Source organism: Pedobacter africanus (assembly GCF_900176535.1).
GTDB classification, from domain to species: domain Bacteria; phylum Bacteroidota; class Bacteroidia; order Sphingobacteriales; family Sphingobacteriaceae; genus Pedobacter; species Pedobacter africanus.
In genome coordinates this window covers 2,531,902-2,545,705 of record NZ_FWXT01000001.1, presented here as the reverse complement: position 1 = coordinate 2,545,705, position 13,804 = coordinate 2,531,902, and the positions used below count along the sequence as shown (strand labels likewise).

General features: G+C 40.6%; 11 protein-coding genes. 4 read left to right on the top strand and 7 right to left on the bottom strand.

The genetic code is table 11. The features are described from left to right. The first annotated feature begins 12 nt into the window (after nt 1–12). Nucleotides 13–399 (top strand): Co2+/Mg2+ efflux protein ApaG, encoded by a 387-nt coding sequence (apaG, locus tag B9A91_RS10545; protein ID WP_084238291.1) that lies wholly within the window; start codon nt 13–15, stop codon nt 397–399. Here the strand turns inward: apaG and B9A91_RS10540 are convergent, their stop codons facing one another. After that, entirely contained in the window at nt 400–1,092 is a 693-nt protein-coding gene (locus B9A91_RS10540; RefSeq protein WP_084238290.1) for a zinc metallopeptidase, read from the bottom strand. 275 nt (nt 1,093–1,367) lie between these two features. Between B9A91_RS10540 and B9A91_RS10535 the strand changes: the two genes are divergently transcribed. Beyond that, nucleotides 1,368–2,678, top strand: coding sequence for a DNA recombination protein RmuC (locus tag B9A91_RS10535; protein WP_084239672.1), 1,311 nt, complete (start codon nt 1,368–1,370; stop codon nt 2,676–2,678). Here B9A91_RS10535 and thiL read toward each other — a convergent pair. Then, nucleotides 2,673–3,713 carry a thiamine-phosphate kinase gene (gene thiL, locus B9A91_RS10530; RefSeq protein ID WP_084238289.1) on the bottom strand — a complete coding sequence of 347 codons (1,041 nt, stop codon included), beginning with the start codon at nt 3,711–3,713 and terminating at the stop codon, nt 2,673–2,675. The genes B9A91_RS10535 and thiL overlap by 6 nt on opposite strands. 65 nt (nt 3,714–3,778) lie before the next feature. Next, a complete protein-coding gene (gene nadA, locus B9A91_RS10525; protein ID WP_084238288.1) occupies nt 3,779–4,777 on the bottom strand; it encodes a quinolinate synthase NadA in 999 nt (332 codons plus the stop codon). A gap of 544 nt (nt 4,778–5,321) precedes the next feature. Between nadA and nadB the strand changes: the two genes are divergently transcribed. Beyond that, nucleotides 5,322–6,908, top strand: coding sequence for an L-aspartate oxidase (gene nadB / locus B9A91_RS10520; RefSeq protein ID WP_084238287.1), 1,587 nt, complete (start codon nt 5,322–5,324; stop codon nt 6,906–6,908). A gap of 3 nt (nt 6,909–6,911) precedes the next feature. Continuing rightward, a complete protein-coding gene (locus B9A91_RS10515; RefSeq protein ID WP_084238286.1) occupies nt 6,912–7,421 on the top strand; it encodes a gamma carbonic anhydrase family protein in 510 nt (169 codons plus the stop codon). Here B9A91_RS10515 and B9A91_RS10510 read toward each other — a convergent pair whose 3' ends face one another. The 4 genes from B9A91_RS10510 to ybeY form a co-directional block, all read right to left on the bottom strand. Beyond that, nucleotides 7,422–8,990 (bottom strand): Ig-like domain-containing protein, encoded by a 1,569-nt coding sequence (locus B9A91_RS10510; RefSeq protein WP_262497611.1) that lies wholly within the window; start codon nt 8,988–8,990, stop codon nt 7,422–7,424. A 202-nt stretch (nt 8,991–9,192) separates the two neighbouring features. Next, nucleotides 9,193–11,055 (bottom strand): tRNA uridine-5-carboxymethylaminomethyl(34) synthesis enzyme MnmG, encoded by a 1,863-nt coding sequence (gene mnmG, locus B9A91_RS10505; RefSeq protein ID WP_084239671.1) that lies wholly within the window; start codon nt 11,053–11,055, stop codon nt 9,193–9,195. A gap of 149 nt (nt 11,056–11,204) precedes the next feature. Beyond that, the gene (locus tag B9A91_RS10500) at nt 11,205–13,067 is read right to left on the bottom strand and encodes an ABC-F family ATP-binding cassette domain-containing protein (RefSeq protein ID WP_084238284.1); all 1,863 of its coding nucleotides are present in this window, start codon (nt 13,065–13,067) and stop codon (nt 11,205–11,207) included. A 293-nt stretch (nt 13,068–13,360) separates the two neighbouring features. Then, complete coding sequence (ybeY, locus tag B9A91_RS10495; protein WP_084238283.1) at nt 13,361–13,795, bottom strand: rRNA maturation RNase YbeY; 435 nt, start codon at nt 13,793–13,795, stop codon at nt 13,361–13,363. Between the last annotated feature and the right edge of the window lie 9 nt (nt 13,796–13,804).

Here is a 13,804-nt window from a genome sequence, read left to right as displayed (position 1 = left end):
TAATAAGTTAAAATGGTTACAGCAATTACATTCGGAGTTAAAATTTCTGTTGAAACAACCTACCAGGAAGAACATTCCAATCCGGCAAACGCACATTTTATGTTTGCCTACCGAATCACTATAGAGAACCTGACAGATTACGCAGTTCAGCTAAAAAGGAGGCAATGGTTTATATTCGACTCAAACGGTACACAGCGCGAAGTAGAAGGAGAGGGCGTAGTAGGGGAACAACCGGTAATTGAGCCAGGCGCAAGTCATTCTTATGTATCCGGCTGCAACTTAAATACCGATATGGGCACCATGAGTGGCAATTACCTGATGTACCGTATTGCAGACGACCGTGATTTTATCGTTGATATTCCGGAATTTGAACTGATCGTCCCTTACCGCCTGAATTAATTACCTGCTTTTTCCAAAAAGAATAGAAACATAATAAAACAGGTTGGCCAGCGCACCCATCGCAGCCACCACGTAGGTCATTGCTGCCCACCAGAGCGCATCTTTTGCCTGCACATGTTCTTCGTTGGTATAAAGCACTGCCTTGTTATCCTTCAACCAGCCTAAGGCCCGCCTGCTGGCGTCAAATTCAACAGGAAGCGTAATGATACTGAATATAGTGATCAAAGCAAGTCCTGCTACGCCGATACCTAATACTATAGGATTAAAAGTAAATGCAATCAGCAATACCCCGGCAATCAGCACCCATTGTAGCAAATTAGAAGTAATACTAACCACAGGAACCATATTTGATCTCAATTCCAGCCAATGGTATGACTTTGCGTGCTGTACCGCATGCCCGCATTCATGAGCAGCAACAGCAGCAGCAGCCACACTCCGCCCATAATATACGTCTGTGCTTAAATTAACGGTTTTGTCTTCCGGATTGTAGTGATCAGAAAGTGTTTTATCCGTACTCACCACCCTTACATCATAAATCCCATTATCACGCAGCATTTTTTCTGCTATCTCTTTCCCCGAAAACCCCGAATTTAATTGCATTTCAGCGTATTTTGAAAATCTGTTTCTAAAACGCCATTGTACAAACATGCTAATAATCAGTATCGGAATTATCAAAACAATATAAGTTCCCATTTTTTTAAGTATGTTCTTCAACCTATGTTGATCAAAAAGTGTTCCTATTTTACTTTCTAACAAAGAAGTAACTGAATTTACATGCTGAATGCCTTACATTTTTGTAGGATCAGCTACTTTTTTATCCTGAGGAAAATCATTTATCTGATCGGTGTGGTTAAAAGCAGTCAATATAACCTTGCTAAATGTGGCATTCAATAAGTAACACTAAATTTTATTACTATTATTTTTTGCAAACCCATAAATTATTGATGACATTTGATAACAATATTAGTATGGAAGCAACAGGAATAGTATTATCTATAATCATTTTGGCAGCCCTTGTTTTTTTATTGTTTAAAAAACCGGGATCCGATAAAAACCACAGCGCACTCCTGGAATTAAAAGAGCAGGAACACCAGAAATCATTAAACTGGTTAAAGGATGATAAACAAAAACTGGAAGATGAACTGAATGATCTACGCCTCAATTTCATTACAGAACGCGGTAAGGTCATTAAGGCCGAAGAAAACCTCCTGGCCCAGAAAGAAAGATATGCCCAGCAGGAAAAATACATTGCTGAGTTGCAACAGCGGTTTAAACTGGAATTTGAGCATATAGCCAATAAAATCCTGGAAGAAAAAACAGAAAAATTTACCCTCCAGAACCGTGCAAATCTGGATGTCATTTTAAACCCGCTTAAAGAAAATATAAAAGCATTTGAAGAAAAGGTAGAAAAAGTCTATAAAGCCGAATCTGACGAGCGCAATGTGCTCAAAGGCGTAATTTCCCAGCTCATGGACCAGAGCAAACAGATTCAGGAAGAAGCGGGAAATTTAACCAAAGCCCTTAAAGGCAACAGCAAAAAACAAGGCAACTGGGGAGAGGTTATCCTGGAACGGGTGCTGGAACGCTCAGGTCTGCAGAAAGACAGAGAGTATAGGATACAAAGTAATCTCAGCTCATCAGAAGGCTCCAGGTTGCAGCCGGACGTCATCATCGATCTTCCAGACGACAAACATATTGTAATCGATTCTAAGGTCTCTCTGGTAGCTTATGAACGACTGGTTGCTGCAGATACAGACGAAGAACGGGAACTGCAGCTAAAACAACACATCTTCTCTATCAAAACACATATCCAGGGCCTGTCGTCAAAAAATTACCAGGAACTTTACCAGATCAATTCCCCCGATTTTGTGCTCCTTTTCATTCCCATAGAATCTTCATTCGGTATTGCCGTACAGCAGGACGCCGAATTGTTCAATTATGCCTGGGACAGAAAAGTTGTGATCGTAAGCCCATCTACCTTACTGGCTACATTACGAACCATTGCCAGCATCTGGAAACAGGAAAGACAAAACAGAAATGTACTCGAAATAGCCCGTTTAAGTGGCAGTATGTACGATAAATTTGTAGGTTTTTTAATCGATATGGAAAGCATCGGCCGCAACATTAAGCTTAGCCAGGATGCCTACGATAAAGCATTGAACAAATTATCTACAGGTACCGGAAACCTGTCAAATACTTCTGAAAAGATTAAAAGGTTGGGTGCCAAAGCAACAAAGCAGATTGACACCCGTTTTTTGGATCAGGAGGATAGCCTATGATTTAAATGCATTCCATCCCTGGGCTTTAAGCTCATGCACCACATTGGATTTAGATATCATTTTACATCCCGAATTTTTATCAGTGATATGACCGATAATACTGATATCTACATCATGTTTTAGCTTCTCGTAATCGGATTGTTTAATGGTAAACAGCAATTCATAATCCTCACCCCCGTTTAGCGCACAAACAGTAGGGTCCAGACCCAGTTCCCTTGCAGTTTCATAAGTCATCGGGTCAATGGGCAGTTTTTCTTCATATAAAGTAGCCCCTTTTTCAGATTGCTGGCAGATGTGCAGTACCTCTGAAGCCAATCCATCCGAAACGTCAATCATCGCTGTAGGCAAAATATCCATCTGGGCCAGCAGGTCAACAATATCCCTTCTTCCTTCAGGTTTCAGTTGCCGCTCAATGATATAGTCTTTTCCTTCCAGATCAGGCTGTATATTAGGGTTTTCCATAAATATGAGTTTTTCCCTTTCCAGGATCTGTAAGCCCACATAAGCTCCGCCAAGATCCCCGGAAACACAGATGAGGTCTCCCTCCTGGGCACCGTTCCTGTATACAACTTCTTTCTTCTCTGCATACCCTATACTGGTCACACTGATGACCAGGCCCTGCTTACTGGAAGAAGTATCTCCTCCGATCAGATCGATGTTAAATTTATCACATGCCAGCTGTATCCCTTTATAAATCTCTTCGACAGCCTCCAGTGGAAATTTGCTCGATATGCCGATAGAAACTGTTACCTGGGTAGCAATGCCATTCATGGCATAAATATCGCTCAGATTCACTTGTATGGCTTTATAGCCTAAATGCATGAGTGGTACATAGGCCAGGTCAAAATGAATACCTTCCAGTAGCAGATCGGTAGAAATCAAAACTTCTTTGTTTTCAAAATTCAACACTGCAGCATCATCGCCAATACCTTTGATACTGCTCTTATGCTTCACCTTAAAATGGTCTGTCAGGTGTTTAATCAATCCAAACTCCCCCAATTCAGCAATAGCTGTACGTTCTTTATTTTCAAACATTATTTTATTCTTTTACAATAAATTAACAGGTTATCCACATCATTAATTACAACAGATTATGCCTGTTAAAGACCCAGATTTGCTGAAATTTCCAGCATTCTTTCAATCGGCTTCCTCGCCTCAGCAATGATATTTGCAGGTACGGTAACTTCCGGAAGGCCATTTTTAATGCACAAATACAGCTTCTCCAGCGTATTTCTTTTCATATACGGACAATCATTGCAGGCGCAGCTGTTGTTTGGTGGTGCCGGAATAAAGGTTTTTCCGGGATTGGCCTTTTCCATCTGGTGAATAATTCCGCTTTCCGTAGCTACAATGAACTCCTGGGCTTCATTATTGATCGTATATTTAAGTAATCCCGTTGTAGAACCAATATAATCCGCCATTTTTAATACCGATTCCTCGCATTCAGGGTGGGCAATGAATTTCGCCTTCGGATGACGTTCCTTTAATTTGGTGATCTTTTCCCTCGAAAATATTTCATGAACCATACAGGCCCCATTCCATAATACCAGGTCTCTTCCTGTCTTTTTAGCAACCCAGGCACCTAAATTTTTATCAGGACCAAATATGATCTTTTGTTCTTTAGGCAAACTTTCTACGATCTGTACTGCATTTGTAGAAGTACACACAATATCGCTCAAAGCCTTTAGCTCTGCCGTACAGTTCACATAGGTAATTACGAGGTGGTCAGGGTACTTTTCTTTAAACTTTCTAAACAAATGAGGAGGACAACTATCTGCCAATGAACATCCAGCCTTTAAATCAGGTAACAATACCTTCTTTTCCGGCGAAAGGATTTTCGCCGTCTCAGCCATAAAATGTACACCTGCAAATACAATTACGTCGGCTTCTGTCTTTGCAGCTTCCTGGGAAAGCCCTAAACTGTCGCCAATATAATCTGCTATATCCTGTATATCAGGCTCCTGGTAATAGTGAGCCAGTACAATTGCATTCTTTTCTTTCTTTAATTTTTCAATTTCTTCAAAGAGGTCTAGAGTCGGATCAATACTTTCCTCTATAAAACCTTTCCTGTTCAATTCCTCCAAGGTATCCGTTTTCATCAGAATGAGTTTATGTTAGTTTTTACAGTTTTTCTGTTTTTTAACTTTTGTAAAGGTACGCAGTTTCAACACTTCAATAAATTATAATTATTTTAATATAAATAGATTTCTATTGTTTATTAGCCTGTGGATACTGTGTATAAATATCCGTTTTCTGTTCGATTATATGAGTTATTAATAATTTACTAACATTTAGATTACATTTTCTTTTAAAATATTCGCTGATTTACAGCGCTATATTTTTAGGGCTATAATTTTATCAATACAAATATGTTTATTGTTAAGAGGTGTGTAAAAAGTGGATAAACCAGAAGAAGCTGCTTAAAAATAACTTAAAATATTGTGGCAAATTCTCTTTTTAGCTTAGCTTTAAACATTCAAAAAAAATTGTTCTTTTTGTTTATACACGTAATCCACATAGATATCCACGTTGTTAACAAAACATTGTTTTTGATAGCACAAAAGAGGTTTTGCAGCAGTAATGAAAAGAGTATATATAGCCTTAAAAGCTTGATAGTAAATTGAAAAGGAACAGCAGGTACGCATGAGAAAAGTAGATTTTTTAGTAATAGGGTCTGGGATTGCCGGTTTAAGCTTTGCGTTGAAAGCCGCTCAGCATGGCAAAGTATTAATTGTGACCAAATCAAATGAAGATGAATCCAATACCAAATATGCCCAGGGTGGGGTAGCGGTAGTGATCGACAAAGATGATTCATTTGAGAAACACATAGAAGATACGCTTATAGCCGGTGATGGATTGTGTGACAGGCAGATAGTAGAGATTGTGGTGAAGGAAGGCCCCCAGCGTATCCAGGAAATTATCGATTATGGAATTAATTTTGACAAGGCAAGGAGCGGTGATTATGATCTGGCAAAAGAAGGTGGGCACTCAGAACACCGTGTTTTACATTATAAAGACGTTACCGGATACGAAATTGAAAGCGTTTTACTGAAGCAGATTCACCAGAATAAGAACATAGAGATATTAACACATTACTTCTGTCTCGAGCTGATTACGCAGCATCATTTGGGGGAGCATGTGGATAAGAGTACTGAAGATATCAACTGTTATGGCATATATGCCTTTAATACAGAGCTTAATGATGTGGAAAAGATCCTCGCAAATGTGACTATTATGGCTTCAGGTGGTGCAGGGCATGTGTATTCGAGTACCACCAATCCGGTAATTGCCACCGGGGATGGAATGGCAATGGTGTACCGGGCCAAGGGAAAAGTGAGGAATATGGAATTTATTCAGTTCCATCCAACAGCTTTATACAATCCCGGAGAGTACCCGGCTTTTTTAATTTCGGAGGCTGTACGTGGTTTTGGAGGGGTATTAAGGAGAAAAAATGGTGAAGAATTCATGTACGAATATGACCAGAGGGGTTCATTGGCGCCACGGGATATTGTAGCCAGGGCTATAGATGCTGAAATGAAAAAATCCGGTGAGGATTTTGTGTATCTGGACATTAGAAATAGAAAAAAAGCAGATATTCTCGCGCATTTTCCTAATATCTATGCCAAATGCCTGTCCATCGGTATAGACATGACCAAAGATCTTATTCCGGTTACCCCCGCGGCACATTATATGTGTGGCGGTATTCTGGTAGACGAGTATGGAAGGTCTTCCATTAAGCACCTGTACGCCTGCGGGGAATGTTCTTCAACCGGTTTGCATGGGGCCAATAGGCTGGCATCCAATTCTTTATTGGAGGCGCCTGTATTTGCACACCGCATTTATAAAGATGCAGTCAAAGTCTTTAAAAATAACATTATACCAGATAACATTCCCGATTGGGATGCAAAAGGAGTTACCCAATCTAATGAAGACATATTGGTAACGCATAATTTAAGAGAAACACAAAAATTGATGAGCGATTATGTAGGTATAGTGCGTTCCGATTTCCGACTGGAACGGGCAATGAGAAGACTGTTTTTATTGCATGAAGAGACGGAAGAATTTTATAAGGCAAATAAGGTTTCCGTTAAGTTATGTGAGCTCAGGAATGTCATACAGGTAGCTTTTATGGTCATAAAAGCCGCTATGATCAGAAAAGAGAGCAGGGGCCTGCACTATACGACAGACTATCCCCAACATTCAACAGAATTAAAAGACACAATTTTTTAGCACATGCCAGTGATATTACCAGTTAAAGATAAAGAACCTAAATGGGGTAGCGATTGTTTTATTGCACCTAATGCAACAATTGTGGGTGATGTCCTGATGGGCAACAATTGTTCCGTTTGGTTTAATGCAGTGATCAGAGGGGATGTGAACAGCATTACCATTGGAAATGAGACCAATATACAGGATGGTGCGGTGATCCATGCTACCTATCTCAAAGCGTCAACCATTATAGGCAGCAGGGTGTCAATAGGCCATAATGCAATTGTGCATGGTTGTATCCTGAAAGACCATATTCTGGTTGGAATGGGCGCCATTATTATGGACTATGCCTTGGTGGAAGAGTATTGTATCATTGCTGCAGGGGCCGTAGTTCTGGAAAATACACGCTGCGAAAGTGGTTATATTTATGCAGGTACGCCTGCAAAAAAAATAAAGCCCATTACTGAGGAGCAAAGGGCTTTATTGAATAAGCTGCCAGACAATTACATCATGTATTCCGACTGGTTCAGGTAGCTATTCTTTAGGAATAGTTACCACTTCGTTCCGCTCCCATAATGCCCTTATAGAAAGTTCTTTGGGTTCATTCCATATGCGCTCAGGTTGCTGGCCCAGCTTTACATTTCCGGTGTCCCAAACCCCATTTTTATTGGTATCATAGGTGATGCGCAACCAGTATTTTCCTGCTTTGTAATTCGAAAACCTTACTGTAGTATCCCGTTGCACGACCAGTGTATTGGCTACATTTTTATTGCCGTCTATGACTTCAAGTATATAGCTTTTATTGGGTTCAGGGGTTACAATTTTAACAATCAGCGTACCATAATCGTCTTTATTGCCCAGTTGGAAAGTCTTGATGAATTCTTTGTTTTTTGTATTGAATATAGCTGTTACAGCGCCCGCTGCAAACTTTACCTCATAGGTCTTTTTTGCTTTCCAGGGATAACGCAAATAATAAGAGAGCAGGTCAGCGCTATCTTTTACCAACGTAAAGCCAGTGCGTGCAACAGAATCTTCCAGCAGGCTTATTTTACTTATATCTGTGCTTTCCAGCGGAAAATTGAAAGTCAGTCTAAGGTGCTGATTTGGGTTAAGCGCTTTGTTTTCAATATTGTCGGTTGCCGTAAGGGTTCTGGTATAGGTCTCTTTTTTACCCCTGGTCAGGTTTGTAGTCTGGAGCAATTTACCCTGGTCTTTAATGGCTATTTTTGTGGAGTCAAAACTCATATCCTTAAGCCAGACCCGCAATGAGTCATTATTGCGGCTAAATTTAATCAGTTTTGCCGCATCCAGGGTGGGGGGATCTGTTACTGTAACTTCCGGCTTTTTGAGCTTCTGGTTAAAGGCCAAAGAAATGCTTCCATCTGCATTGATGCGTTTGTCCAGTACCCTGAAGGTTTCTGCACGCTCTTTAAAAAGCTGCAGGTTAATGTTGTCCAGGGCTTTATCCAATACAATGGAATCTTTTAAAAAGCCCACATCATCGCTAACCTGCTGGTAAATTTTATCACCGCCTTTTTCCTTAATTGCATAAATTTTATAAGTATCTTTTCTTAAATTATTCAAGGCATAATTACCGCTGCTATCTGTAGTAGTAAAAATGGAAGGTTTTTTCTTTCCAAACAAGGTATCCCGGTTTAGCGGAAATATAAATACCAATGCATCCAGTTCAGGTAATCCGGTAACAGAATTGGTCACTTTTCCTTTGATACTTAGTGAGTCCAGTTGTGGGCCGGTTGAAAATACATAGGTAAAATTCTTGACCACATTACCTTCATTTACGTCTACTATGGCCTTGCCAAAATTAAGTGTATAAGTGGTGTTCTTTTCCAGTGTATCCTGAATAGTGATTTCCAGCTTTTTGCCTTTTGCTTTCAAAGTAGGAGGGGTCTCCATTTCGGGTGAAACGGAAAACTCTTTAAACTCGCTCTGCAGTTTAAAATACTCGTCGAATTCGATGACGATTTTTGGCGCCGTAAAGTTGACCATCAGATTTTTTGGGGTCATCTTTAAAACTTTAGGCGGCTCGGTATCTTTTGGTCCTCCTTGTGGCTGTTGAATACTTGCACAGGAATAAAAGAGCATGCTCATGACCATAAGAACAAAAAAAATCGACAAGTTTACTGTATTTCTATTTTTACCCATTTATATGCGCTGTATTTAATTTATATGCTTTTCCGACCCTTATCATTAAAAAAAGTTAAAAGTCTCTTATATCGCTTTTAAATAGCTCTTTTCTTTATGTAGTGTTTTTAGCGTAAGATGTTTTAAATCAATAAGTTATATGTCACCTGCTGATATGGACCATTAAAACGGATATATCTGAAGGAGAAACACCTGAAATTCGGGAAGCCTGCCCTAAAGTACGCGGTTTTATTTTCAATAACTTTTCCCTTGCTTCTTTTGAAAGGGAAACAAGTTGTGTATAATCGAAATCTGGATTGATGTCTTTATCTTCCATCTTCTGCATTTTGTTTACGATTTCCTGCTCCTTTTCAAAATAGCTTTCGTATTTAATTTTGATTTCCGCCTGCTCAATGGTTTCCTTATCAAACTGACTGAGCAGTTCGTCCAGTGCGGAGCTCATTTTTCTGACGTCGTTTATACCTACCTGAGGTCTACTGAGCAAGCTAAATAGTTTTACATTCTGGTTCAGCGGGCTGGTGCCTAATTCCTTGAGCATGGCATTAGCGCTGCCCATGTCTATTCCCTGCTTTTTAGAAAAGGCAACAATGGCATCAGAATTTTGTATTTTCTGGTTTACGGTTTCCAGGCGCTCATCGGAGATCAGCCCTAGTTTATGGGCAATAGGGGAGAGTCTGATATCTGCATTGTCCTGGCGCAGCAGCAAACGATGCTCAGCTCTGGAGGTGAACATCCGATAAGGTTCTTCAGTGCCTTTTGTCACCAGGTCATCAATCAATACCCCAATATAGGATTCAGATCGCTTCATGATGAGTTCATGCTGGTCATTTACCTTCTGATGGGCATTTATTCCGGCTATAAAACCCTGACTAGCAGCTTCTTCGTATCCTGTTGTGCCATTAATCTGTCCTGCGAAGAACAAATTGCTGATCAGTTTGGTTTCCAGGGTCAGTGAAAGCTGGGTAGGAGGAAAATAATCGTATTCAATGGCGTATCCTGGGCGGAACATTCTGGCATTTTCAAACCCGGGGATCTGGGTAAGGGCCCTATATTGAACATCCTCTGGCAGGGAAGTAGAGAAGCCATTTACGTAAATTTCGCAAGTGTTCCAGCCCTCTGGTTCTACAAAGATCTGATGGCGCTCGCGCTCCGCAAAGCGGTTGATCTTGTCTTCAATAGACGGACAATACCTCGGACCAAGGCCTTTGATTCTGCCTGTAAACATAGGCGATTTTTCGAATCCTTCTTTCAGGGTCTCGTGTACATTCGCATTCGTATAAGTAATCCAGCAGCAGCGTTGCGCTTCCGGAAGTTCAACATTGGTATAAGAAAAGCGGCCTGGGTTTTCATCGCCCCATTGTTCTTCCATGACACTATAATTTAGCGACCGGCCATCCACCCGGGGTGGGGTACCTGTCTTCATTCTGCCGGCTTCAAATCCCATAACAGTTAGCTGCTCAGTTAAACCGGTGGCAGCCTTTTCACCTGTTCTTCCCCCTCCGAATTTTTTCTCACCAATATGGATCAGACCATTTAAAAATGTTCCATTCGTAAGCACTACAGACTTGGCTTTGATCTCTACACCTATAGAAGTTTTTACGCCAATAACGGTATTGTTTTTGATGATCAGACTGTTTACCATATCCTGCCAGAAATCTACATTCGGCGTCCGCTCCAGTGCAAGTCTCCATTCTTCAGCAAATCTTTTTCTGTCGTTCTGCGTTCTTGGACTCCACATTGCCGGACCTTTTGAAAGGTTCAGCATACGGAATTGCAGGGTTGTTTTATCGCTAATGATGCCGGAATAGCCCCCCATAGCATCAATTTCTCTAACGATCTGTCCTTTCGCTACTCCTCCCATGGCCGGATTGCAACTCATTTGGGCAATGGTTTCCATGTTCATGGTAATGAGCAGTACAGAAGAACCCAGGTTTGCAGCAGCAGCAGCAGCTTCGCATCCGGCATGTCCTCCACCCACTACAATTACATCATATTCTTTAAACATTTTGTTTTCGTTTTGTGTTTGTTCCACGTGGAACAGCTTTGTTTTTTAATAGATTTTTTATTTGAAATTCTATTTGTTTCACGTGAAACAGATTACTTTTTTAACTAATTTACTCAATTAATATTGTTGTGTCCAGTTTGATTATACTTTTATATTTCTGAAAGCATGAGCCATCTTTCCGATTTTTCTTCAAGTTCTGAATTTAAATTTTCAATGGATTTAGTCGTTGCCTGTAGTTCCACATAATTCGCGCTGTCTATTTTTGTCAGCGAATCTGTAAGGGATACAATTTCTCTTTCTATCTCTGCAATCCTGCTTTCCAATTCCTCTAATTCCCTTTGTTCTTTATAACTCAATTTTTTTACAGGAGCAACAGGAGCTATGGAGCTCAAATTTTCCTTTATTTTGTTTTCTGATTTTTCTTTTGGTACATCCAAACTCAAGCGGTACTCCGAGTAATTTCCATTGTAAATGGCAACTTTTCCATTGCCTTCCATGATGAACAGTTGCTCACTCATTTTGTCCAACAGGTACCTGTCGTGAGAAACCAGAATTAAAACTCCCGGGAAATTTTCAAGGAATTCTTCCAGTACATTTAAGGTGTCAATGTCCAGGTCATTTGTCGGCTCGTCCAGAATCAGAAAATTTGGATTTTGCATCAGGACCTTCATCAGGTGTAACCTTTTCTTTTCCCCACCACTCAATTTTTCTACCATTCCATGCTGCTTCTTGGGAGGGAAGAGAAAAAGCGTGAGTAATTGCGAAGCCGAAATGGTTTGTCCATCCGCCATTTTTATATATTCCGCGTCCGATTTCACAATGTCTATTACACGTTCCTTTTCGTTAAAAGCTAAACCACCTTGCTTATAATATCCGTAAACTGTAGTTTCTCCTGTACTTACTTTGCCGTGTTCCGGATTTAAATGGCCTGTAATGATGTTCAATAAGGTAGATTTTCCCGTGCCGTTTTTTCCGGCCAATCCAATCCTGTCTGCTTTTTTAAAGGTATAGCTGAAATCATTGATGATGTCCTTGCCATTAAAAGACTGACCGATATGATCCAGCTCAAGAATCTTATTTCCTTGTCTGGACATCTTTACATTTAACGTAACTTTTTGATTGTCAGTTCTTTGTTTAGTTTTGCTCTCCAGATCATAGAAGGCATCTATTCTGGACTGCGATTTGGTGGTACGTGCCGCAGGCATCCTGCGCATCCATTCCAATTCCTTTTTCAGCAGGTTCTTATTTTTCTGAAATGTACTTTCGCCTGCTGCTTCCCGTTCAGATTTTTTTTCCAGGAAATAAGCATAGTTTCCGTTGTAATTGTAAATCTTTCCGCGATCAAGCTCTACAATGGTATTGCATACATTGTCCAGAAAATAGCGGTCGTGTGTAACCAGCAGCAGTGTTTTATTTCCGGAGGTCAGTAATTTCTCGAGCCATTCTATGGTATCAATATCCAGGTGGTTGGTAGGCTCATCCAATACATAAATTTCAGGATCTTCGATCAGCAGCTTGGCAAGGGCCAGGCGTTTTTTTTGCCCGCCCGATAAGGTCGATATCTTTTGCTGCAGGTGGTTAATGCCCATTCTGCTTAAAATTGTCTTTATCTCATGCTCGTATTCCCAGGCATTGTGCTCACTTAATTCTTCATACAGGCGGTTCAATTGCCGCTCGTCTGGATCAGGCTGTTCTATCAGTTCTTCATATTCCCTGATCAGCTGCTGTTGTTTGTTCTCCAGTGAAAATATAAAGTCACTAATGGAGTAGCCATCAGGAAATGCTGGCTCCTGGTCAAGAAAGCCGATCTTTACTGATTTATTTTTTACAATCTTTCCTTCAAGAGGGGAGAACCGCTCGGCCAGGAGTTTCAATAAGGTACTTTTCCCGGCCCCGTTGATGCCAACCAACGCTACGCGCTGGCCAGACTGTATGCCCAGGGTTAAATTTTTAAATAGCCATTCGTCATGATAACCATGGCCCAGGTTTTCGGCTGCAATAAGTGTGCTCAATTCTGTTTAAACGATATTAGAGGTAAGAAAATTACTGCAAAAGTAAACATTAATTTTTTGGTATATGCCTGGGCCAGTTCATTATAAAATATTTTTGATCTCAGGTAAACAAAAATGACAGGCAACGCTAAAAACACACCTTCATACGGGTCTTTTAAAGAAGAAAAATACCTGAATCCGACATAGGAGTCATAAAAAGCGAAAGAGGGCTTAAAACGCTTAAAAACACCTAAAACGGCGATGTGGTCTTTTTTAAGAAAGCCGGGTGGAAAAGTCGCGGCAGGGAGGGTAAATCAGGGATTTTGCAGCAGGGAGAGGTAATGATCTTCACGCGCAGTCATCTGCCGCTTTGCAGCTTTATCCTTATCTTTATAGCCCAGTAAATGCAATGTTCCGTGAATGATTACCCTGCACAATTCATCATGTGCGGAAACTTTCAGGCCTTTCGCATTTTCCCTGATCCGCTCTATGCTGATAAAAACATCACCTGCAATTGTTTTTGGCTGTTCTGAATTGTCGAAAGTAATGACATCGGTATAATCGTCGTGCTGCAGGTATTCCTGGTTGATGCGCAGCAGGTATTCGTCTGAGCAAAAAATAAAGTTCAGTTCCTCCAAAACATAACCTTCCGCGGTAACAGCGTGTTTCAGCCAGTCCTTAATGGCAGTTTTCTTTTTTAAGGTGTAGGTAATGTCCTCTGTAAAAAAATGGATTTTTGCTTTGCTCATCAGATCAGA